Raw genomic sequence first — 24,495 nt, forward strand, 5'->3', positions numbered from 1 at the left:
AAGATGAAAACTATAATTTCAATAGCAATAAATTTTCTAAAAAACCGAGAATCTGCCCATTTTAGCGACATTTTTCTTGAAGTTCAGGTGGCCTTGATGTCAAAATGAGAAAATCAATTACCTAATTTATCCACAGATAAAATTTTAACTTTAAAAAGAGGCGAGCTCTATAAATTATTAACAATTGACGGTAGTTTTGTTGCTTTGGGCAATAATTACTGAGCCCTTAGAAGTGATATTTTAATTTAATTTATTTTTTAAAGGTGTAAAATGAATCTACAAAATACAAAAGCAATGTTGGAAAAAGCTCGTAAAAACAAATATGCAATTCCACATATTAACATAAATAATCTTGAATGAACAAAAGCCGCACTTCTTGGTGCGCAAGCTAAAAAATCTCCTTTAATAATCGCGACCTCAGAAGGTGCGCTAAAATATATGGGAGGTCTAAAAACCGTTTATAATTTAGTGACAAATTTAATTGAATCTTTAGAAATAACAGTTCCTGTTGCGCTTCATTTGGATCACGGAAGTTTTGAAACTTGCAAAAAAGCTCTTGAGACAGGCTTTACTTCAGTTATGTATGATGGCTCAAGAGAAGAATTTGCAAAAAATTTAGAGCTAACAAGAGAAATTGTTGAACTTGCAAATTCAAAAAATGCAACCGTTGAAGCCGAAGTTGGCCAAATTGGTGGCGAAGAAGACGGAATTGTCGGAAATGGTGAAATTGCTGATGTTGATCAAGCATATGAAATTTCCAAAACTGGAATTACCTGCCTAGCTGCCGGAATTGGTAATATTCACGGTGTTTATCCGCCTAGTTGAAAATCTTTGGACTTTGATGTTTTAGACAAAATTTCTGAAAAAACTCAACTTCCTCTAGTTTTACATGGTGGTAGCGGTCTTCCAAAAGATCAAATTCAAAAAGCAATTAAACTAGGAATTGCAAAAATTAATGTAAACACCGAACTTCAACAGGCCAACGCAGCTGCTGTAACAGATTTTGTTGTTTCTGGAAAAATTAAAGAAGGTAAAAATTTTGATCCTCGAAAATTATTAGCTCCAGGAACAAAAGCGATCCAAGAACTTGTTGAGGCTAAAATTGTCGAATTTGGTTCAGAGAATCAAGCATAATTTGGATGATAGAATTTAGCGTATCTGAAAATCAAGTAGGCCAAAAACTTATTCAATTAGTCAAAAAATTGCTTTTGAATTTCAATTACAACGAAATTCAAAAGCTTTTTCGTAATAAAAAAATTAAAGTTAATAATAAGGCTGAATCACAAAAATATTTGCTGGCTTTAGGTGACAGAGTTTTGATTTTTAACTCTAAAAAAGAAGTTGAAAATCAAAAAAAGTTGCCTAAAATAAAGACAAATTTAAAAATAATTTATCAAGATTCAAATGTTTTAATTGTTGAAAAACCTAAGGATTTACAGGTTCATGGCGGGGACAGAAACCTTGATTTGGTCGTTTGAAATTATTTAAAATTAGAGAAAACCGACGTTTTTATGCCTTCACATGTTGGTCGGCTTGATAAAAAAACATCTGGAATTATTTTATACGGACTTAACTATAAAAGTGTTGTTGAACTTAATAAAAAGCAGAAATTTTTTGAGAAAATTTATACCTTCGAATCAAAGATAAAGCTAAAAAAACCTATAAAAACCGATCTTTTTATAAGGAAAAATGACCTTAATAAAAAAATGGAAGTTTGTAAAAATGAAGTAGGATGTCACCTTATTTCTACAACATTTTTTTCTAAAAACAACAGGAATTTTGCGATTTTACATACTGGCAAAAAACATCAAATCCGAGTAACTTTATCACACTTAGGTTTCCCGATTTTTGGTGATGAAAAATACAACGGCGAGCAGAAAAATCGCTTATTTTTGCATTCATTTTCTTTAAAATTCAATAATTTAGACGGCTTTTTATCTTATTTAAACGGGAAAAAATTTGTCTCAAAACCAGAATGATGAAAACCATAGATTTTCATCATTTTTTACTTAAAATTCAAATTAAACCCTAATTTCTAGTATAATTTTAAATTTAATATAAATTAAAATAACAAAATTGGAGGCAAAATGGATAGAGAAAAAATAATCAAACTTGCAAAATCGCTTTATTTTGTTCCTAGTGAAAAAGTAATTGAAACCGTTTTACAAGAAAAAGATCAAATGCTAGAACGAATTAATTTTTTGCATACTTTTGATACAAAAGACGTTCCTAGCTTGGAAAAAATCAACTCTTTTCCAAAAGGAATTGAAATTTTATTCGATGATGAGCCAAATTTTTCTGATTTTAGATCCCAACTTTTTACAAATTCAGTCCACGCAGATCAAAATGAAATTATAACCAAAAAGGTGATTGATGACTAAATTTGAACTAAATATAGACCAAGCGACTGAAAAATTAAAAAAAGATGAAAATAATGCTGTTTTTTCTTTTTTTGAACTAAAAAATCAAAAAAAAGGAATATTATCAGGCATGTTTTTTAGCATAAAATCAAATTTTGCCACCGTCGAAGGAGTTTCGCATGGCTCATCAAATTCGCTTATTAATTTTAGACCTGGATATAATTCAACAGTTTTTCAAAAATTAATTGATCAAGGAGCCCAGCCATTAATTAAAGTTTATAACGACGAATTAGGCCTAGGTGGTAAAGGTCTTTTTTCTTTTTTTGGTAAAATTTTAAATCCACTTGACAAAACTAAGTTAGTTGGTGGCTCATCTTCAGGAAGTGCGGCAACAATTGACTCTGTCCATTTTGCAATTGGTTCAGACACCGGTGATTCAATAAGAAGACCGGCTAGTTTTGTCGGAAAAGTTGGCTTTAAGCCTTCATATGGGGCTGTTTCTCGTCATGGTTTGTTTGCTTATGCAACTTCTCTTGACACGGTGGCTTGACTTACTCACAATGTTAGTGATTCAATTTTGGTTTCTCAAACAGTTTTTGGTCAAGATGAAAATGACTTAACTTCTGTTGAAGTTGAAGTTCAAAAAGTTGAAAAAACTAGGCCAAAAAAAGTTTTATTCTTAAATTTTGACGACGAAATTGAACCTTATGTTAAAGAAAAACTCTATAAATTACAGCACATTTTACAATCTGAGGGTGTTTTGGTTGAAAACATCATCCCTGATTTAAATTTGCTAAAAACAATTTTACCAGTTTATGAAATTATTTCTTATTCAGAAGCTACTTCAAATTTGTCGGCAATAAACGGTTTAACTTTTGGAAATACGGACAAAAATCTAAAATGAGAAGATATTTTCTTAAAAACAAGGACAGACGGATTTGGCTTTATGCTTCAAAAAAGACTGATTTGAGGATCTTTTTTCCTTGAACAGAAAAATCAAGAACATTTTTTCATCAAGGCAAAAAAAATTAGAACCCTAATTAAAAATTATTATGAATCACTTTTAAATCAGTTTGATATAGTACTTTTCCCTGCTTTTTATGGCGTTGCGCCTGATGTTTTTGGAAAAAACAGTGAAAAAAGTGACCAAATTACTAATTTTATACTTGCAATTTCTAATTTAGTCGGAAATCCATCGATAACAATCCCATTAGGAAAACACAAAAATTTACCTTTTAATCTAGCCATTGACTCAAAAATTAACTCTGATGCAAGTTTATTAGGTTTTTCACTTTATATTGAAGAAAAAATAGGTGACATTAATGTTGAATAATAAATATTTAGTAACTATTGGGGTTGAAATTCACTTAGAACTTAACACAAAGGCAAAAATGTTCTCAAATTCGCCAAATTCGAGTGGTCAACCTAATAAATTTTTTAATCTTTTTGATTTAGGTTATCTTGGAACACTGCCAAAAATAAACAAAAAAGCTGTCGAAAAAGCAATAATTTTAGCTAAATCCTTAAAAATGGAAATTCCGTCAGTACTAGCTTTTGACCGGAAAAATTATTTTTACCCTGATTTGCCAAAAGGTTTTCAAATTACCCAACAATTTTATCCAATTGGAAAAAATGGTTCAATAAATATTGGTGATTTTAGTGTTTTAATTGAAAGAATTCACCTTGAAGAAGACACGGCTAAGCAAATTCATAAAGAAAATCAGACATTTTTTGACTATAATCGCTGTGGGGTTCCTTTGATTGAAATAGTGACTCATCCGATGCTAGATTCGGCCGAAAAAGCTGCTCAATATGTTGATGAAATTAGAAAATTAGCTTTATTTTTAGGTATTTCTGATGCAAAACTAGAAAATGGTTCACTCAGGGCTGATATAAACATTTCAGTTCGTGAAAAAAATCAAGAATTTTTTAATCCAAAAGTTGAAATTAAAAACATAAATTCAATTTCTAACATCCAAAAAGCTGCCCAACTTGAAATTGAAGAGCAAATTCATACTTACGAAAAAGGCCAAAAAGTTTCTCAAGTTACTAAAAAATTTAACGACAAACTAATAAAAAATCAAACACTGAGAACCAAAACGGACGCCATAGATTATAAATATTTTCCTGAGCCAAATTTACCTTATATCGAATTAACAAAAGAATTTATTGACTCTATCCAAGTCCCGCTTAGTCCTTTAGAAATTCAAAAAAACCTTGAAAAACATGGTGTTTCTGCATTTTATATTAATCAAATTTTAAATAATTTTGAATTTTGAACTTTTTTAAAAAATTCAAATCCAGAAAATTGATCCCAAAGTGTAAAATTATTTTTTGCTGAAATAGTTCCAATTATTAACAAAAATGGTTTTGACCAGATTTATATTGACTCTGATTTTTTTGGAAAATCAGTCAAAAAATTGCTAGAAAATCAAATTACTAACAGTGATTTTCGTCAAATAATTGAAATAAAAAACAAAGAACCTAACTTAGATCTCGAGATCATCATAAAAACAATTTTGGACAAAAAATTGTCTGATGGCGAGATTAAAAGCCTTTTGGCTGAACTTGTTAGTGAAGAAACTAGTCAAATTGAGCAAAATAAAAACAATAAAGAAAAATTATTTAAAATTCTGATAGGTAAATTAATCAAAAAAACAAAAGGTAATGCTGATCCTAAAAAAGTAAATCTGATTTTAACTCAGTGACTAAAAAATCTCTAAAAATAAAATCATTTTTAAATGAATTTATTTGCTCAAAATTACATATAAACATATAAAAAACAGCGATTTATGATATAATTATGTATCTATAAACAAAAATAAATAAGGAGAAAGGATGCACGAAAAAAACAAAAATTCATTAATATTAGCACTGACCGCTGTTGGTGGTGTTGCTATTTTTGCGACAACGATTGGACTTGTAACTCGAATTCGCTATACAGGAGAAAATCCGCGAGCTGAGTTAGAAAATTTAGTTTCTCGAATCCAAAATGTCGCCTTTAAATCCGATGTCTTTGATGATTCTACAACATATAGTCAAATAAAAGCACAACTTTTTGACGACAGTGGAAAATTATTAGCTGGCACAGATTTAAATAAATTTATATCTTTTTATACACAAGTTAACTCCAAATTACGCAAATTTGAGCCAACTTTTGCACCAAATAAACCATTTTTAGAGTTTGTTGACTTAATTCCGAACGATAATGATCAAAGTTTTGAGCTTCAATTTCGTGCAAAACACCAAATCGATAATAATCACACCGCATTTTCAACAATTATTTCTAAAAAAGTTTCATTTGCACAACGTTCACAATTTGCTCTTGCCGAATTTAATTCAAATTTAGAAAAAATTACTAAAAGTTTCAAAGAAAACATCCAAAACTTAAGAAGAACAGATTTTACCTCTAACTTTTCAAGTCCAAATTTAATTGATCAAAAAATTGCATCCTTAACTCGTGTTGAGGATTTTGCCGCTGACATTAATAAATCTGGAACTCAACTTGATGCAGTTGAAAAAATATCCCAATATTTCCCTGATTTTCAAAAAATAATTAACGAATTAAACTTTGATCAAAATAATTCTTTCCCTTTTAAACAAGGAACAATTTACAATTTTAGTTTAGAAAAACATCCTGGAACAAATAATTTTATTTCAGTTGATTCAAATTCAGTTCCAAGTTTTTTAGTTAAGGCTGAATTGACTGATGATGCAAAATTTGAGCTTAAAAATTTCAATATTGAAGATGCTCAACTACTTGAAAAAATTGATTTAGTTCCCCAAGTTAGTTCAGGTTCTGAATCAAGTCAAGATGCAAATAATGAAGGAAAAACCTCTGAATCAGCCGAAAAACAAGCAAAAAAAACAACTTATTTTGCTGATTTAGATGATATTTTATCTAAAATTTCACTCAAAAAATTAAATTTTCTTGATTTTAAAGTTGCCCCAGGAACAATTGCGCAAACCTCTACAAATGTTGCAGCTAGTTTACCTTCCTCATCAATTTCAGAGTCATTGCCACAACTTCAGCAAGTAAATTCAATCCAATTATTCCAAGAAGAAGGGCAACAAGAAGGGCAAGAACAAACACAAGGAACTGAAGACAACCAAGCCCAAACCGAGTCACCAGAACAAACCCCTGCTCCTGAAACAAAAACCGAAAGTTTTGAAGAATTTGTCAACAAACTTACCGTTAATTCGACTACTTCGATAGAATTTTTAGAAAAAATAAATAAAAATCTTTATAAATCAAATAAAGATCAATCTAAATCTGTTGTAAAAGCAATCGAAGACAATCTTTTAATAAATCCGATTTCTCTTGATTTTGGTGAATTTTCACCATATTTTTCACAAAAAAAAGTATCAGGAGTTGATTTTGAACTTGATATTAATCGCGCAAAAGTAACCTCAAATACTCTTGAAATTCCGGTAAATATTAACCTTTATTCAAGTTTTTTTGGTGATAAAAATCCTAAACTATTAAAATCAAAAAAAGAAACTTTTGAAATAAAATATTTCAAAGATAACGCTGGAACAACATCTGGAACAACTTATCAACTTGATAAAAATCGTCAAGATTTTTACTTCATTAATTCTTTACCAGATAATTCTGCTCAAATTCAACAAGTTCAGACTTCTGCTGCTTCATCGGCTCAACCTAAAATTCATGAAGAAAAAATTGTAACCGCAACTTCATTTATTTCCAAAACTGAGCTAGAAAAATTAATTGAAAATGATAATCAAAAATCTGAAGAATTAAAGCAAATTTTATCAAATCAGTTCCAGTATGGATATGATTTTAATTCTCATGAATCAATGCTAAAATCATGAACAGGAAATCAAAAGTTCCCTAAATTACATGATTTTTCTGATTTTCAATCTGATGATAAAACAAGCACAAAATTTGGAATTAAATCTTTAAAATCTGATAAATTTTTCACAAGCGAGCATGATGTTGCTGCTTTTTATGCTTATTTATTAAGCATGGAGCCAACTGAAATTTTAGAATATCTTTTTGAAATTGCAAAATCAGCAAACTTAATTAATCCTAATGAAAAAATAAATGTAAATGACATCAAAGAAGGTAACATTTTTAAAACCGCAGAAAGTATAAAATTTAAACCTGAGTCTAACATTATGGGTCTGGATTTTAATGGTCATGTTAAAACTTTTGATAAAAGAGGTTGAATTTCTAACCTATTTTTACCAAAAACTATTGCTGATAAATTCAAAGATAACCGTGATGATGACAAAATTTTTGAAGAACTCAACAAAATAAGTCCAGCAAAAATTCAACAAGATTCATCAGAAAGCACCTCAACACAAACAGGTCAAACTGAAGATATCTACAAAGATATTCGCGATAACGCTAAGAAAATTAATGAAAGTAATAACACTTCAGGTTCAAATACCGGAGTTTTAACACTAGTTTCAACTAACACCGGTCAAGCTCAAGAACCCGCAAAACCTGTTGAAGAATTAGTAAAAACTTTTTATTCAACAAAAACAGAAAAACTTACTAATTTAAAAGATTTATTACTTGCATTTTATGTTAAGGCTAAAGAACTTAATAATTTTAGAGGTTGAGCAAAAGTTAGTTCAGATTTAGATTATCGAATAGTTTTTGAAAAACAAACTGGTGCAGCAAATTATTCATCAGGAACCGATATTCCAAGCGGATCTGAAGGATACAATCTTACTTATTATTACAAAATTTTCGATAAACAAACTAAGGTTGAAGAATATCAAAGTCCCAAAACAGCTTTAAAAATATTAGTTTCTACAACAGATCAAAAACAATCTGAAGAAAAAAAGACCCTAAATAATGCAGTTTTAAGTATTCCGCCTTCTTATTCTTTGATTCAATATGAAAAAACTGAATTTGATAAAATAGCTGCCGGCCAAAGTAGTGGTCAATCTTCAAAAAAAGCTTTTGGAGATACAAAAGAATTTAAAGAAATTCAAGAAATTATTAAAAAACATGATCCAAATTTAGTTCTTAGTGTTAAATCTGAAACAAAAGATGTTTTCCATCCTGACACAACAAAAATAGTTCTCCTTGAAGTTACCAAAAAAGCTCAAACTGAATCAGAATCTACCGAAACTGCTGCCCAAAATAGTGAAAAATCTCAACTTAATTTCCAAATTAGAATTCAAAAACTACCGGAAACACCTAAACCAGAGACTCAAGAATCAACAAGTTCAAACGGTTCAGAAGCAACATCCCCAACAACCGAATCAACAAGCTAAATAACCACATAATTTTTAGAAAGTAGAAAGACATGCTTAATAAAATAAACAAAATAAAAAATGCAAAAACAATAATTTCAACAGGTTTTTCGATTACAGCAATTCTTACAACGATTGTTGCAGTTCCAATTGGTTTAACAATTTTTGAGCGTTCATATAGTTCACAAATTTTTGGAAATGTTGATAAAAATGAGGTTGTTAGTCTAAAAACTCAGGCAACTTTTAGCGAGGAAGATTTTATTAAAGCTCTTAATGATCTAAAATTGCACGATGAGTACAAAAATTTATCAGCAAAAACAGCCCTTGAATTAGCTAAAAACCCCTCATATGCATTTAATTTTTTAAAAGCATATGACTTTAGTCCGATCACTAAGCACAATTTCCGGGTAGTTTTAGACATTGAAAAAGCAAGTCCTTCAAGCACTGAAGTGAAAAATGTTGTAGTTTATGCTCATTCAGATCCACTTAAACTTACTTATTCAAAACAAGTTGACCTTAAAGGTTTTGCTCAAAGTGATAAAGCTGATGGTGATTTAGTTGGATTCCAAATTGATCTTGAAAAATCAAAATTAGAACTTTCTGCAGCAAAAAGTTCTAATTTGACAGCTTCAGAAGTCGCTTTTAAACTTGACAATGATTTTCAAGCTGCATATAAAATATCACGCTCAAAATCTCAAGCATTTTCTGATGCTTTATTCCAAAACGGATTAACCTATAATTTAGTTAATACCTTAGGTTTGCCAACAATTCTGGAAAAAGGCTATGTTTTGTCTCCAAAAACAGTTGAAAACCAAAAAGCTAAACAAGAAAAAATAGTTATGATTGGTGATTCAGACACCAAAAGAGTTGATAGCTTAACGAATGTTAAAAACTTAGTTTTCAAAAATCATGACGATAAAGCTGGTACTCTTTCAATTTCTTTTGAACTAATTGACCCAACCGGGAAAATTGTCAAGGAATTTGACTTCCCAATTTTAGGAATTAAAAAATTAAGCGTTGATGTAAAAGATGTTGAAAAACAAATTCTTTCACAATTTAGTGATTTAGTTCAATTAAAACCTTTGGTTCAACTTGCACTTGTCAAAGACAATCAAAGTTTGGCTCAAACTATTTACACTGATAATAAGGTCGTTAATCTCGCCGCACTCTTGAGCAAAATTACGCAAAACTCTCAACAAATTGGACGACAGAGCCAAGTTTCAACCCAACTTTTCCAAGTTTCAGGCCAAAATTCACAAGCTAATGATGACAAAGTTGAAATAAACCGCCAAGATTTCAGCACTTTTTTCAATTCAAAGTCTAACAGAATCCAAGTTCCTGGCTTTGATGATTATTTTGTTGAAATTAACAAAATTGATTTAGCAAAAAATTTATCTCAAGAGCAAAAAGATAAACTTTTAAAAGAAAATAAAGTTTCTTTTGAAGTTGATTTTCAAATAAAAAAACAGCTAAATATTGAAGCTCCTTACCTTGAAAGTGAATTTGTTAAGTCAAATTATCCGAAAGTTCTTGAATCTTCACTTGCCACATTAGGAAAAGGAAATGATTCTAAATTTGTTTTAATTGACCTTGATTCTTCAAAATCTACTTTTGAAGTTCAACTTGATTATGATGAAAATCAGCGAAAACTTCTAAATTCTGCTTTAAAACAAAATTCACAAATTGACTTTTCAAATCTAGACAAAATTAATCTTGAAGATCCAAAAATTCAAAATCTTAATCCTCTAGCTAAAACTTTTGAATTCAAAGAAAATCCTAATGGTCCAAAATTGACTTTAGAATTTATTAAATCTCTAGTTTCAGAAGTTGTTGAAGATGCTAGACAACAAAAAACATTTGATCAAGTAGCTAAAAAACTTTATTTCTTAGATCACGGACACCAACCAGAAGATGTTGCTAAATTAGAAGAATACAAACAAAAATATTCAGCAATGTTTTCTCAAGGTGACAAAAAACCTGAAGAAAAAGATAAAAAAGACGAAAAATCAGCACAAGATCAGACTTCAACCACACCTCCAACTTCAAATTCAACTCCTTCTCAACCACCAGCTTCAGATCAAAGTTCAACTTCAACCGGGACTGATTCCCAAGCAACAACTGGTGGATCAACAGGCACTGCCGCTCCTACAACCGCTCCTACACAAACTTCAGCTGCAACCCCTGTAGCAGCATCCGCTTTTCAAGATGTACCTCAAGAAACAACAACCCAAACAGATGAAAAAGCTAAAACACCTGAAAAACCTGAAATTACAGAAGGTTTAGGTATTAAACTTTGGTCATTTTTACAAAAATCTAACTATCCAGAATTAGAAAATTCTGATGTTTCTTATGATGTTGTTAAAAATTCTAACAGCCAAATTGATGTAGTTATGAGTTTTAATCCAAAAACAACTGGAGAAACTACATCAAAACCAGCAAAATTAATTTTTTCAATTCAAAATCTTGAAGACAATCAGTCTTATGATTATTTAGTTAAATATAATCCGCTACTTCTTTTTGATTTTAGAAAAAATCAAAAAACTGAAAATGGAGAAGTTTCAAAAATTTCATCATTAAATCGAACTGACGTTGAAATTGAACTAAATAGTAAAAGAACCGAAGAAACTGAAGAGGAACAAATGGAAGAAGTTTCAATGGAAACTTCAGCGACACCCGTAGCCGAAGCTCAAACTAGCGAAACTCCCGCCACTACTCCTGCAACTCCTGTTCAAAATACCGCCACCCCAGAAGATGGAATCATACTAAAAAAACCTGTAATTTTAGGAAATGATACTCAACCTGCGCTTAAAAACGGTGTGGTAATGTTAGCTTTTAGTCTAAAAAACATTACTAAAAACAAAAAAACTCACTTACTTTCATCTAAGGATGGTAGAGGTTTATTTATTTCAAAACTTGATTTTGGTAAAAAAGATACTTTAGTAATTGGTCTAGACCAAAATGGTTCACAAGCTGCATCAGGTGCACAGGCCATCCCAGTAGTTGGTCTAATTTCTGGAGTTCAAGGTAACGCGGTTGGACTTTTTGAAATTAAAGACAACCTATCTAAACTTGAAAAAAGTAATATAGCATCATTAGATTTTGATGTTTTTTCTCAAAAAAATATCAATTTAACTAACCGAAGTGCTAATTTTGACTTACTTAAAGAAGATGATTTATTATTTTTAACTATCTCTAAAAAAGATACTAATTACACATTTACTTTAAGTTCATCTCGTAATCCGTTGTCTCAAAAAATTGTTTCTAATTTAAATTTAGAAGATACAAACCCTCAATTATTTAATAGCCACCTTGATTGAAGTTATTTAGGTCCAAACCCAGAAGACAAATCCGATTCTACAGTAACTGTTCGTGGTCTTGCAATTTATGATTCTATAGATTCTGCAAACCAAGAATCAATCTCTCAAGAACTTACAAAAGCATTTATTAAGGAACTAACTAGATAGTTTTTCGCCTGTAAAAAAAAAAAAAAAAAATATTTTGCACAAAAAATTTTTTTGTGATATAATTATAAACATAACAGTAACAATAGCAAAAGGGATCACCTGAACCCATTCCGAACTCAGTAGTTAAGCCTTTTTACGCCGACGATACTAGAAATAGGAAAATAGGGAGTTACTGTTTTTTTATTTTCTTGAATAAATAAAAAAAGTGTAAAAATAACAAAAAATAGCGAAAATAACCGAAAAAACGCTTAAAAATAGCCAAAAAAGAGTTAAATTATGACTTTCAGTCAACAAGCAAAACTTGAAATTTTAGCAAATCGACTAACTCGACCAAAATTTAATTCCTTAGTTAAAGGTTTAATTTTTTCATCATCACTAGATGACGATCCAAGCTATTTTATACTAAGAATTAACAAAAATGAAATTAATTCTCGATTAATTGAAATTTTTAAGAAATTTCAATTGTTTTTTTCAGAAACTAAAAAAAACAAAAATTGGATCTGTATTGAGAAAAAATTAATTAAAATTGATAAAACACCTGAGAATATCCAATATTTTTTTGCCGGACTTTTCATAGGAGGGGGTTCGATTTCACCGCTAGGGTCAAAATCTTACCATCTTGAAATTTCATTTTTGGATAAATCAAAATGTGAAAAAGTTTTAAATATTTTGCGCCAGAATCAATTAGAATTTAATTTTAAGCAAATTTTTTATCAGAACCGCTTAAAAATTTATTTAAAAAAAGTTAACGAAATAATTTATTTTTTAATGGCTATCGGCGCACTTGAACAAGCTTCAAAATTAGAAATTTTGAGAATTGAACGTGATCACTATCTTAATGCTAACAGAATCACAAATTTTGACATAAAAAATGCCAAAAAGATAAGTGAATCATCAACGAACTTTATTAAAAAATGAAATTTAATTAAAAAATACAATCTAACATCGGAATTTAGCGACCAAGAATTAATTTTCTTTGAGATCCGGGAAAAAAATCCTGAATTAAGTTTACAAGAAATTTGTGAAATTCTAAAAAAAGAGTATAATATTATTAGAACAAAAGCAGGCCTAAACTATTGGCTTGTCAAGTCTAATAAAATTTTAGAAAAAGGAGTGAAAAATGCACAATAGAATTATTTTTGACCGCAAAGATTGACGTGCTTATAGCCGTGCAGACGAAGCTACAAAAAAACTAACAAATAAATTGTTGTCTTTTTCCCTTATGTGATTAGGTGTTGCAATTTTATTTGTTGGTTTAATTACGTTTGCAATTTTATCAATAGACTCATTATTTGCAATTTATTTAAGAATAGTTAGACCTATTACATCAAGAACTACTGGGATTTTACTATTTCTTGTTTTACTTTTAGGAGTAAATTTTGGGCTGTCATATTATATAGGTAAATCCGCGTTAGCTGATAACCCGCCAACATTCGTTCTTGTTTTGCTCTTTTTTGTTTTTGTAATAGCTAATTCTATCATTCTTCCGTTAATTTTCGCTAACGAACTAGTCTTGGGCAATGGTAACTATATAATGATAGCAATTGGTGGTGCTGGTGGTATAATGGGTCTAATTGGAATTTTAGGTTATTTCCAAGTTATGAATTTTGGTAAATTACTACCTTTAATTTTGATTGGTTTTGTTATTGAAATCATTCTTTTCATTGTTTCCCTTTATGTTTTTTCTACATTTTTAGAAACCTTATATTCACTTATTGCCATCACAGTTACATTAGGAGCGATCGGATATGAGTTTTGAAGTATCAGAAATCAATCATCTGTAATTTTAGCCAATTACAATAGTGAACGTGAAATTAAACGTGTTTTCTTAAGATTATCAATTTGAAATGCACTTGGTTTATATATTTCTTTCCTTCGTTTAGTCGTAAATATATTAAGACTTTTGAGCAGACGTTAAAATATATAATTTAGCCTCTATTTTCAAATATTTTTTAAGGACTTTATGCAAAAAAAAGTAATTTTAGTTGATATTGAGATTGATAAAGGGTCGAACATTAAATATGAAATTGACCCTAAAACTAAAAAATTAGTTGTTGATAGAATTCTTCGTGGTGATTTTGTTTATCCGGCTAACTACGGGAGTATTCCTGAGACACTAGATTGAGATGGCGATCCATTAGATGTTTTAGTTTATTCTAGCCAAAAATTTTTACCCGGATCACAACTAAATGCTAGAATTTTAGGCGCCCTTGAAATGATAGATGACGGCGAAATTGACACAAAATTAATTGCAGTTCATCATGATGACTATCGCTTAGATCATATTAATTCAATGGACAGTCTACCTCAAGAGTGATTAGATTCAATTCATTATTTTTTTAGCAATTATAAAAATTGAAAACGCCCCGGAATTACAAAAGTCTCAAAATTTATCTCTCTTGACGAGGCGATTAAAGAATTTGAAACTTGTACTAAACTTTATGAAGATTTTCACCATTATTCAAAAGAAGATTTTCTTAAAACAATGCAAGAAAAATTCCCGGAAAAATATCAAAAATAACCCAAACACATTTTTTTGTTAGATAGCAAAAAAATGTGTTTTTTTATGATATAATAAAAAAATAACAAAATAACATTATCAAAACTTTAGAGGAGAATATGAAAACTAAGTGAAACAAGTTTTTAAAACTAGGTTTAGTTATGCCAATTTCTGTAATTGGAGTTATTGCTAGTTGCGGTAATGGTCACTCAAACGATGGTGCAAAACAAACTCCAGGTTCAGGCCAAACACAAACAATTACCGATGTTTCCAAGATTTCTAATTTAGTTTCATCCCGTAAAGATGAAATAAGCGCAGCAAAACAAGATGCTTCCAAACATTTTGCAATGAATATTGCAATTGTAACAGCTGATGGAACTGTTACTGACAAGTCTTTTAATCAGTCAAGTTGAGAGGCTATTCAACAATTGGCTGCAATAACAGGTGGAGAAATCACTTCGATTGATAGTAACACTGATACTTTATCACAAAAATATAATTCTTTAATTAACACAAATAAAAATGTTTGAGTTCTTTCTGGATTTCAACATAATGAAGCTCTACAATCTTGACTTGCTATTCCAGAAAATAAACAATCATTTACTAGTAAAAAAATAATTGTTATTGGAATTGACTTACCTGGTTTGGATGATGTAATTCCACAAGGCCAATACATCCGTTTAAATTATAAATCTGAAGAAGCAGCATATATTGCAGGTTATGCAAATGCAGCGTTTTTAGCCGCTAAATATCCAAATGATGCAGCCAAACGTTCTGCAATAACTGTAGGCGGTGGTGCTTTTGCCGCTGTTACTGACTTTATTGCTGGATATTTGGCCGGAATTAAAGCATATAATGCCGCAAATCCTACCAAAAAAACTAAAATTACCGCTAATACAATCAAATTAGATACAAATTTTGCTGTCGATGCAACAAGTAAACAAACACTTGAAAATTTAGCGGCAAATGGTTCTCCTTCAACATTGCTAGCAGTGGCCGGTCCACTAACAGGGATTTTTGCAGATATTGCCGCAGGAGATCATGACCGTTATTTAATAGGGGTTGATACTGATCAGTCACTTGTTTATACAAATGCAACAAGAAGATTTTTTACATCAATTTTGAAAAATTTAGGATATTCACTTTTTTCAGTTCTTGCCGATCTATACACTAAAAAAACAAATTCAAAATATTTAGGCGGATTTGTTCAATCTCAAAAAAATGCATTTGTAAAACTTGGATATAAGGATAAATTTGTCGACATTGCCGATTCAACCCTACCAGATTCAGATAAAACTTTAGCCAATAAAGCAATCGAAGATGCAAAAAAACATTTTGACGAAAAAACAGCAAACTCAACTGATGTTCGTAAAACATTAGAAATTCCAGAAATGGACAAAGATCAACAAGCTCGAATTGACAAGCTAGTTTCTGAAATTAATAAATAATTTCAGCACTTTTTAAGCTCGAGAAAAAAATCCAGGCTATTTTGTCTGGATTTTTTAATTTTTTTTGCTAAAATTTAATTAAATGGACAGAGAAGAAAATGTAATTGAGTTTATTGGTGTTTCAAAAAAATTTGGCAACTTTTTTGCTAATAAAAACATTAGCTTTAAAGTTAAAAAAAACACAATCCACGCACTAATTGGTGAAAATGGTGCCGGAAAATCAACACTTATGTCAACTCTTTTTGGAATTTATACACCAGATGAGGGACAAATAAAAGTAAACGGAAAACAATCATTTATTGACAATCCTAATCGCGCAAGCGACTTGGGAATAGGGATGGTTCATCAACATTTTAAACTAGTTGATGCTTATACTAATTTTGAAAACATTATTTTAGGACAGGAATTTACGCACCGAGGTGTTCTAAATCGACAATCTGCCCGTGAAAAAATAAAAAAAATACAACAAATTTACAATATTGAATTTGATTTAGACCAAAAAACTGGCGACGCTTCTGTGGTTGTAAAACAGAAAATTGAAATTATAAAAATTTTATATCGCGACTCAGATATCTTAATTTTTGACGAGCCAACAGCAATTCTATCACCACAAGAAATTGACTCCTTTTTAGATATTTTAAGATTTTTTATTAAAAATGGTAAAACAATAATTTTTATATCACACAAATTATCTGAAGTTAAACAAGTTGCAAATTCTGCGACCGTTTTGCGTCATGGAGAAGTTGTTGCCAACTTTGAAAATCTTGAAAACATCAGTATTTCCGAGATGACTTCAGCAATGGTTGGTAAAAAAGTTGTCAGCTCAAAAAATTTACTCAAAAAAGATTTCACTCAAGTTGGACTAAAAGTTGAAAATCTTAGCGCTTCTTTTGATAAAAAAATCGAAAATTTGAACTTTGAAATTCACAAAGGTGAAATTTTTGCAATTGCAGGTATTGAAGGCAACGGTCAGCTTGAGGTCGAACTTGCAATTTCAGGTCTAATTCATTCAACAGGTAAAATTTTGGTTTATAATCAAAAAAACGAACATATAAACTTAGAAAATTCAAGCGCCGCTTCCCGTTTTGGTTTAATTTCTTATGTTCCTAGCGACCGTCATAAATACGGAATAGTTTTAGATTTGCCAAATTTAGATAATTCAATAATAAGAAACATGAGAAATGAAAAATATGTTTCAAAAAAATATATAAAAACTCAAAAAGTTCAAGAATTATACGATAAAATTGTTGAACTTTTTGATGTAAGAGGTGATAAAACTGGCCAAAAGAATTCTCGACTTTTATCTGGGGGTAACCAGCAAAAATTTGTTCTGGGCCGCGAAATTTTAACTGATCACGAAGTACTTTTAATAGTCCAGCCAACTCGTGGACTTGATATAGGGGCAATAAATTTAGTTCATCAAAAAATTCTTGAAGAAAAAAGTAAAAATAAAACAATTTTACTCATTTCATACGAACTCGATGAAGTTTTGGCCCTAGCAGACACAATTTGTGTTATTAATAAAGGACAAATTTCTAAAAAATATTTTGCAAACGAAATTGACCGTTACAAAATAGGTAGACTAATGGCAGGTTTAAATCATGATTAAGAAAAAAATTAATTTTTCTATTTTTTCTAATTTTTTCTTTAAAAAATTAGAAAAAAACACCTCTAAAAGCTTATCTGAAAAGATTTTGTCTACTTTTTGGGCAATTTTCTTTGGAATTTTAGTCTCATTTATTTTTATCTGGTCATTTGGATACAATCCGCTTAGAGTTTATTATACTATTGTTTTTAAGATCGCTTTTGCTTGAAATGAAGTTAGAAGTTTGCTATTAATTACGTCAATTTTCATTTTTGCTAGTATTGCAATTGCAATTCCTTTTAAATCAGGGTTATTTAACATTGGTCTTCCGGCGCAAATGATGATCTCAGGGATAGTTTCCTTGATGATTGTTTTAAATTTGACATCAATTAATATTTATGCTCGGTTATTAATAGCCGCACTTTTAGGTATTTTAACAAGCGGAATTCTGGGTGCACTAGTTGGTATTCTTAAATCTTATTTGAAAATAAATGAAGTTATTTCAACAATTTTATTAAATTGAATAATTTTTTATATTGGTAAATTTTTCCTTACATCAACAAGTCTTGACATTGGATTTAAAACTACAACACTAACTTCACAAACTATAAACGAGACGGCATTTTTAACATCAATATTTTTAACCCGTAATTTTTCAATAATAATGTTATTTTTAGCATTATTATTTGCATTTTTAATCTGGTTTGTTTTGCAAAAAACTTCAATTGGCCTTTCAATAAAAATTACTGGTCAAAATAAAGATGCTGCAAATTATGCTGGAATTAATAACAAAAAAACAACTATTGCAGTCATGACTTTTTCAGGAATTGTCGGCGGAATTGCCGGTTTTGCCTGATATGTTTTTTACAGACGATCCTTTACAATTCAGGCCGGAATGCCGCGAGAAGGTTTTGATGCTATTTTATTAGCACTTTTAGCTTTTAATTCACCTTTTGGAATAATCCCAATATCCTTTTTTTACTCAGTTCTTCTAATTGGAACAAATGCACTTGAGGCTCATTCAATCGCCTTAAATCAACAAACAACACAAATTATTATTGGAATTATAGTGTATTTATCTGCTATATCTGTTATTTTTATTCATTTTAAGCCACTAAAATGAACGATGAATGTTTGATACTTATCTAGAACAGGCCGATTTTTCAGTGCTAAAAATGCAAAAAATATAAAAATTAAGCCAACAAGTCCTGTTCACAGTAATTTAAGTTTATTGTTCATAAAACCTGAAAAAAAGGAAAAAATTAGGAATTTGCAAACAGAAATTACTAATTTTGAAAACATTAAAGCAGAACTTTTAACTTTATTTTTAGACCAAAAAGTTAATATTTTTTGAATTTACCGAAAAATTCAAAAAATAAATATTAAACTTTTCTTATTAAAAAGAGCGTACTTAAAAATTAAGAATCATGACAACGTCGCAATTTGAAAACAAAAAAAGACCGAATTAAAAAACAAATCTGGACTAGATTCAGCACTTAAGTCAAAAAATGTTGAGGAAAAATTAGCCTTTTTTGAGCAAATTAACCAAAAAAGGCGTAAATTAAACATCGAACTAAATGAATTAGGTTACTTTGATGCTAAAAATAATTTTAATGCCTTTTGACAGCAAATTATTGAACATCACTTGCAGTTTCGTAGTCTAAAATCTGAAATTATTCAAAATTTTAAAGCAAACCAAAAAGCTAAAAAACCTTTAAAAACGGAGGAAAAATAATGACCTGAGAAACAGTTATTCCAATTTTAGCGCTTTTCTTTGTCTTTTTCTCAATAATAACAACCGGATCGATAGCAGGACTTTATAGTGAAAAAGCTGGGGTTGTAAACATTGCAATCAACGGAGTTATGATTATTGGGGCGACAGTTTATGGTCTTTTTTCAATTCTTTTTGATGTTTCCAACATGGCGATGCAATTAATACTAATCCCACTTGCAGCGCTTTTTTCAGGATTATTTTCGCTACTGCACGGATTTTTAACGATAAAACTGAAAGGAAATCATATTATTTCAGGGGTAGCGCTCAACATTTTGGCGCCAGCAATTGCATTTGCACTGCTTAAAATTTATGGAAACAGTAGCCGCTTTGAGTCTCCAGTAAATGAACTTGCCTTTGGTCCACACAGAACTTTTTTAAACATTTTTTCACTAAAATTACTAATTGTAACAGCGCTAATTTTTGTAACTTGGTTTGTTTTTTCCAAAACCAAATTTGGACTCAGATTTTCAGCTGTTGGTGAAAATCCGCATGCCGTTGCTGCAGCCGGAATTAATGTAAATAAAATGAAATGACTTGGAGTTTTTCTTTCAGGTTTAATTGCCGGAATCGCAGGTGCTTTTTATTTCCAGTATTTAGGATCTTCTTTTACAGGCGACGTTCAGGGACTAGGATTTTTATCGCTAACAATTTTAATTATGGGCCGTTGAAAAATAATTTTAATTGTGATTTATGGCTTAATTTTCTCATTTTTATACACAATTTCAATTAGCTTAGCCGGAAATTTTGGTGACTTTTTAGCAATTATTGAAGCTGCACCATATTTAATTACAATTTTAATTTTAGGTCTTACTTCCAGAAAAGACTTAGCGCCAAAAGCGCTCGGAATACCTTATGATAAATCTTTAAAATAAAACTTAAAAATTTATAGTATAATTCTAAATCCTTATTAGAAAATAAAAACAGCATTCATGAAAAAATATTTCAAGGTTTTATTATGTACAAAAAATTTTTCGAAGGTATTATTGAAGTTATTACCGGCCCTATGTTTTCAGGCAAATCTGATGAACTAATTAAAAGAATAAAAATTCTAACTTATGCAAATATTAAGATTTTAGTAATAAAACCTTTAATTGACAACCGTTTTTCTGACTGCGAAATTGTTTCGCGCTCAGGTCTGAGAATCCCAACTTTTAGCGCTAAGACAACTCAAGAAATAAAAGATCTATTTGCAAAAGAAAAATACGGCGCAATTGCAATTGATGAGATCCAATTTTTTTCCGAAGATATTATCCCCTTTTTGGATAAAATTGCAAACAAAGGAATTCGCGTGATTGTCAGCGGCCTTGACCAGGATTTTCGTCGCAAACCCTTTGGTGTTTTGCCAAATTTAATGGCAATTGCCGAAAATGTGACAAAATTACAAGCAGTTTGCACAATTTGCAAACGCGCTGCAACAACAACGGCTCGCCTTGTTAAGTCAGAAAAACAAAACTTAATTGGTGATAGTGCCGAATATGAGGCCCGTTGTCGTGCTTGTCATAACTTGTAAAAAAAAAAAAAAATATTTTTTCTACTAATTCAAATTTTTGTGGTAAAATTACAATTTGCAAGCGCAAGTGTAGTTTAATGGTAGAACTTCAGCCTTCCAAGCTGACTGTGAGGGTTCGATTCCCTTCACTTGCTCCATATCAGGTTGTCCAAATTCTCACAAAAAGCGCGAATGCGCTTTTTTTATTAACATTTTATACATTATTTTTTTAAAATAATGTATAATTTAAAAAAGATTTAATTTCTTAAAAAGGAAAAAAAATGGAAATAATTTCAGGAACAGTAATAGACAAACTTGGTTTTCACGCCCGCCCTGCTTCAAAAGTTGCAAAATTAGCAACAACATTCAAATCACAAATTAAAATCATATCTGGTGAAAAATCAGGTAATGCCAAATCAATCATGAATATAATGGCTCTTGGAATTAAAATGGGATCAAATTTTACCATTGAAGTTTCAGGTGAAGACGAAATTACTGCCGCAAAAGCGATCAAAGAATTAATTATTGCTGAAAAATTAATTCTTGAATAATTCAGAAAAACCCTATATAATCAGTAAAAACCGTGCATAAAATAAACCGACAAAACGTCGGTTTATTTTATTTTTTTGCCAGGATTTCCCAAATCTTACCGAAAATTGAAAAAAAATATATTTTTCAATTATTTTCTAGCAAAACCTATAAAATAATGTAAAATTATGGTAATTAATTTGATGTTTTGCGTTATCAATTTATCAAATTAATTATTTTATATATACAAAAAAAAGAAAGGAGAAAAATGTCCATTTCACTTAAATCAGTTTTCAGTGAAAAAACAAGAAAGAGCACCAACAACTCTGGTGCTGGGAAATTGCGTAAAATTTTGTCCAAATTATCGGGCGCTTTTATGCTACCAATCTCAGTTATGTCCATTGCTGGTCTGCTCTTAGGGGTTGGTGCTGCGATTGCAAACAACGCCGAATCGCTTCATAACCTTAAACAATTTGGGCAATTTATCCAAGCCCTAGGTGATGCTGTTTTTGCCGGTTTACCGGTTTTATTTGCGATTGCCTTTGTTATTGCCTTTACTGATGAGTCCGGTGTGGCTGTTTTTGCAACATTAATCGGATATCTTGTTTTCTCATCAGTCCAAACAGTCTTTATCACTGATGTTGATATTCCTGATCCTGCTGATGCTAAAAAAAGCATTGGTAAAGGGGTTTCTATTTTATTCTCTGGTGCAGGGCGTGATCCAGCCGGATTAACAAGGCTTGTTGGTGGTGCTCTCGGATTCAGGGCGCTTCAAACCTCAGTTTTTGGCGGAATAGCTGTTGGACTTGTTGTTCAATATCTATATAATCGCTTTCATACAATTCAATTACCACAAATGATTTCATTTTATGGAGGTAAAAGATTTGTTGCATTAATCACAATTCCAGTAATGGGGCTTTTAGCTTTTATTTTCCTAATTTTCTGACCATGAATAGGAATTGGGCTTAACCTCTTTGGTGCTTCACTTGCAAAAGTTCCTTATGGATTTGAGTCATTTATTTTTGGTTACATCGAAAGATCTCTAATTCCTTTTGGTCTACACCACGTTTTCTACGCACCACTTTGATTCTCATCAGCCGGAGGAGACGCAGGTGCAACTATCGCTGACTGAGCAAAAGATCAAGGAATTGAAGTTATAAGCAAAACTGCAGAAGCCGCAAATTCAACACAAGTAATTTACGAAGTAGTTGCTAGTGGTAAAGTAATTCCTGGTGATTCACTTAAAGAAATTTTACTTGACCATGCTCAAAATAAAGATAAATTTGTTGGTGACTCAACAGCATCAATTTATTTATTAAAATTTGCTAACACAATCGATTACACCGAAGATGGAAAAGCAGTTTCAATCCCATTATTTACCTTTTTAGAAAACCATGGTTTCAAAGTTGGTAGATTTGCTGACGGTAAATTCTCAGGAATGATGTTCGGTCTTCCAGCAGCAGCAGCAGCCATGATTATGGCAGCACCAAAAGAAAATCGAAAAGTTACTGCAGGAACTGTTATTCCAGCAGCAGCAACTTCATTTGTAACTGGTGTTACTGAACCGATTGAATTTACATTCCTATTCTTATCTCCACTACTTTTCTGAGGATTCCACGCATTTATGATGGCCCTTTCCTTCATGTTTGCGAATTTAGCTGGAGTTCACATTCCAATGGTCTTCTCAGGTGGAGTTCTTGACCTTTTAATTTATGGAGCCGTTCCTGTCCAAAAAGGTACTAATTTCTGGTGAGTTTTAGTAGTAGGACTTGCTTATGCACCAATTTACTACTTTGTTTTCCTATTTGTTATCAAATGGAAAAACCTTGAAACTCCAGGAAGAGGAACAAACACCAAATTATTTACAAAATCTGATTATTTAGCACGTAAAGATAAATCAAAATCTGCCACATCAGTTGATCCACAAGTTCTTGCGATCGTTGATGGATATGGTGGAATTGATAATATTACCAATTTTAATAACTGTGCATCACGTCTTCGTTATGACATTAAAGATTTATCACTTGTTGACGAACAAAAATTAAAAGCTGCCGGCGTTGTTGCTATAAAAGTTGAAGGACAACACCATGTTCAGGCAATTTTAGGGCCAATCGCTGAGCAAATGAATGCAAAAATTAATTCCCAACGTGATTTAATTAAAGCTATGTCTCAAGACGAAATTGACGCAATTTTGAAAAACAAACCAACAAAATCTATGCCAGAAAAAGTTGAAATGACTAAGTGTGAAAACAAAACTTGCCACTTGCCAGAAGAAATTTATTCTCCAGCAACAGGTGAATTAATTGAATTAGCCCAAGTAAAAGACGGCGTTTTTTCTGAAGAAAAATTAGGAAAAGGTTTTGCAATTCGTGTTGGTAACACCGGTAAAACAGACATTTTTTCACCAATTAATGGTCAAATTAAAATGGTCTTTAATACCAAACACGCAATTGGATTTGCTTCTAAAGACAATAAAACCCAAGTTTTAATTCACATCGGAATTGATACTGTCGAACTTCAAGGTAAGGGTATTGAGGTTTTTGTTGAAGCTGGCCAAGATATTAGTGCTGGAGATAAAGTTGCTAGCGTTGATCTTGATTATTTAACTCAATCAGGAATAAAAAACACCGATATTATCGTTGTTATTCTTCACGAGTCAGATAAAAAAGAATTCCAATTTAAAGTTCCTTTACAAAACATTAATCAACTTCCAATGCTAGTTGGTCAATCATTACCAGTCAAAAAACAATAAAATTGGTCTCTAAATTTTAGAATATTTTTGTAAAAAAACCGCGATTAACTTCGCGGTTTTTGTTTTAAATTAACTTTATTTGACTAAAATATACAATTAACTTTTAATACGAAATTTATTAAGTCCTTTTGTCAAAATTTATAACTTCTTTTGTTAAGGTCTAAGCAAATACCTGACTTTGCTAGTTTGAAGGTAAAAATTCACTTTTTAATGAATCTAAATATGTAAAAATACCTGTAAATACGGGTTTTTTAGCTAAAATCTTAATTTTTATTATTTTGGAATTAACCTTTTGTAAAAAAAAAAAAAAAAATGTTTGGTCTAAAATAAAATTGTGTTACAATAAACCTCACTAAGAATAATT

General features: G+C 30.7%; 18 protein-coding genes, 1 tRNA gene and 1 rRNA gene. All 20 read left to right on the top strand.

Annotated features, from left to right (window positions below; genetic code table 4):
- Window positions 1-3: 3 nt before the first annotated feature.
- The 20 genes from rpoE to QJQ40_RS00160 all read left to right on the top strand — a co-directional run bounded on the left by rpoE (window position 4) and on the right by QJQ40_RS00160 (window position 24,131).
- The gene (rpoE, locus tag QJQ40_RS00065) at window positions 4-249 is read left to right on the top strand and encodes a DNA-directed RNA polymerase subunit delta (RefSeq protein WP_044284293.1); all 246 of its coding nucleotides are present in this window, start codon (window positions 4-6) and stop codon (window positions 247-249) included.
- 21 nt (window positions 250-270) lie between these two features.
- Window positions 271-1,134: a class II fructose-1,6-bisphosphate aldolase gene (gene fba, locus QJQ40_RS00070; RefSeq protein WP_282861275.1), complete on the top strand. Its 864-nt coding sequence runs from the start codon at window positions 271-273 to the stop codon at window positions 1,132-1,134.
- A 5-nt stretch (window positions 1,135-1,139) separates the two neighbouring features.
- A complete protein-coding gene (locus tag QJQ40_RS00075) occupies window positions 1,140-1,991 on the top strand; it encodes a pseudouridine synthase family protein (RefSeq protein ID WP_282861276.1) in 852 nt (283 codons plus the stop codon).
- A gap of 96 nt (window positions 1,992-2,087) precedes the next feature.
- The gene (locus QJQ40_RS00080; protein ID WP_044284314.1) at window positions 2,088-2,381 is read left to right on the top strand and encodes a glutamyl-tRNA amidotransferase; all 294 of its coding nucleotides are present in this window, start codon (window positions 2,088-2,090) and stop codon (window positions 2,379-2,381) included.
- Window positions 2,374-3,693 (top strand): amidase family protein, encoded by a 1,320-nt coding sequence (locus tag QJQ40_RS00085; protein WP_282861279.1) that lies wholly within the window; start codon window positions 2,374-2,376, stop codon window positions 3,691-3,693. The genes QJQ40_RS00080 and QJQ40_RS00085 overlap by 8 nt, the downstream gene beginning before the upstream one ends.
- Window positions 3,683-5,083, top strand: a complete 1,401-nt coding sequence (gene gatB / locus QJQ40_RS00090) for an Asp-tRNA(Asn)/Glu-tRNA(Gln) amidotransferase subunit GatB (protein WP_282861280.1) — start codon at window positions 3,683-3,685, stop codon at window positions 5,081-5,083. Before QJQ40_RS00085 ends, gatB begins: the two co-directional genes overlap by 11 nt.
- Window positions 5,084-5,198: 115 nt before the next feature.
- Entirely contained in the window at window positions 5,199-8,612 is a 3,414-nt protein-coding gene (locus QJQ40_RS00095) for a P97 family adhesin (protein WP_282861281.1), read from the top strand.
- Between the two features lie 32 nt (window positions 8,613-8,644).
- Entirely contained in the window at window positions 8,645-12,055 is a 3,411-nt protein-coding gene (locus tag QJQ40_RS00100) for a P110/LppT family adhesin N-terminal domain (protein WP_282861284.1), read from the top strand.
- A gap of 72 nt (window positions 12,056-12,127) precedes the next feature.
- Window positions 12,128-12,233: ribosomal RNA gene (gene rrf, locus QJQ40_RS00105) — 5S ribosomal RNA — on the top strand.
- Between the two features lie 98 nt (window positions 12,234-12,331).
- Window positions 12,332-13,186: a DNA-binding protein WhiA gene (whiA, locus tag QJQ40_RS00110; protein ID WP_282861286.1), complete on the top strand. Its 855-nt coding sequence runs from the start codon at window positions 12,332-12,334 to the stop codon at window positions 13,184-13,186.
- Window positions 13,176-13,973, top strand: coding sequence for an MAG0110 family membrane protein (locus QJQ40_RS00115; RefSeq protein WP_282861288.1), 798 nt, complete (start codon window positions 13,176-13,178; stop codon window positions 13,971-13,973). The genes whiA and QJQ40_RS00115 overlap by 11 nt, the downstream gene beginning before the upstream one ends.
- Before the next feature lie 45 nt (window positions 13,974-14,018).
- Complete coding sequence (locus QJQ40_RS00120) at window positions 14,019-14,576, top strand: inorganic diphosphatase (protein ID WP_282861289.1); 558 nt, start codon at window positions 14,019-14,021, stop codon at window positions 14,574-14,576.
- A gap of 98 nt (window positions 14,577-14,674) precedes the next feature.
- On the top strand, window positions 14,675-16,003 hold the full coding sequence (locus QJQ40_RS00125; RefSeq protein WP_282861291.1) for a BMP family ABC transporter substrate-binding protein: 1,329 nt from the start codon (window positions 14,675-14,677) through the stop codon (window positions 16,001-16,003).
- Window positions 16,004-16,085: 82 nt separating this feature from the next.
- On the top strand, window positions 16,086-17,612 hold the full coding sequence (locus QJQ40_RS00130; protein ID WP_282861292.1) for an ABC transporter ATP-binding protein: 1,527 nt from the start codon (window positions 16,086-16,088) through the stop codon (window positions 17,610-17,612).
- Window positions 17,605-19,323: an ABC transporter permease gene (locus tag QJQ40_RS00135; protein WP_282861293.1), complete on the top strand. Its 1,719-nt coding sequence runs from the start codon at window positions 17,605-17,607 to the stop codon at window positions 19,321-19,323. The genes QJQ40_RS00130 and QJQ40_RS00135 overlap by 8 nt, the downstream gene beginning before the upstream one ends.
- On the top strand, window positions 19,323-20,234 hold the full coding sequence (locus QJQ40_RS00140) for an ABC transporter permease (protein ID WP_282861294.1): 912 nt from the start codon (window positions 19,323-19,325) through the stop codon (window positions 20,232-20,234). Before QJQ40_RS00135 ends, QJQ40_RS00140 begins: the two co-directional genes overlap by 1 nt.
- A gap of 83 nt (window positions 20,235-20,317) precedes the next feature.
- Window positions 20,318-20,872 (top strand): thymidine kinase, encoded by a 555-nt coding sequence (locus QJQ40_RS00145; protein WP_044284307.1) that lies wholly within the window; start codon window positions 20,318-20,320, stop codon window positions 20,870-20,872.
- A 63-nt stretch (window positions 20,873-20,935) separates the two neighbouring features.
- Window positions 20,936-21,009, top strand: a tRNA-Gly gene (locus QJQ40_RS00150).
- 123 nt (window positions 21,010-21,132) lie between these two features.
- Window positions 21,133-21,402 carry an HPr family phosphocarrier protein gene (locus QJQ40_RS00155; protein ID WP_010321031.1) on the top strand — a complete coding sequence of 90 codons (270 nt, stop codon included), beginning with the start codon at window positions 21,133-21,135 and terminating at the stop codon, window positions 21,400-21,402.
- Window positions 21,403-21,647: 245 nt separating this feature from the next.
- Window positions 21,648-24,131: a PTS transporter subunit IIABC gene (locus QJQ40_RS00160; protein ID WP_282861296.1), complete on the top strand. Its 2,484-nt coding sequence runs from the start codon at window positions 21,648-21,650 to the stop codon at window positions 24,129-24,131.
- Window positions 24,132-24,495: the final 364 nt, after the last annotated feature.

This window comes from Mesomycoplasma ovipneumoniae (assembly GCF_030012565.1).
GTDB lineage: Bacteria > Bacillota_I > Bacilli_A > Mycoplasmatales > Metamycoplasmataceae > Mesomycoplasma > Mesomycoplasma ovipneumoniae_D.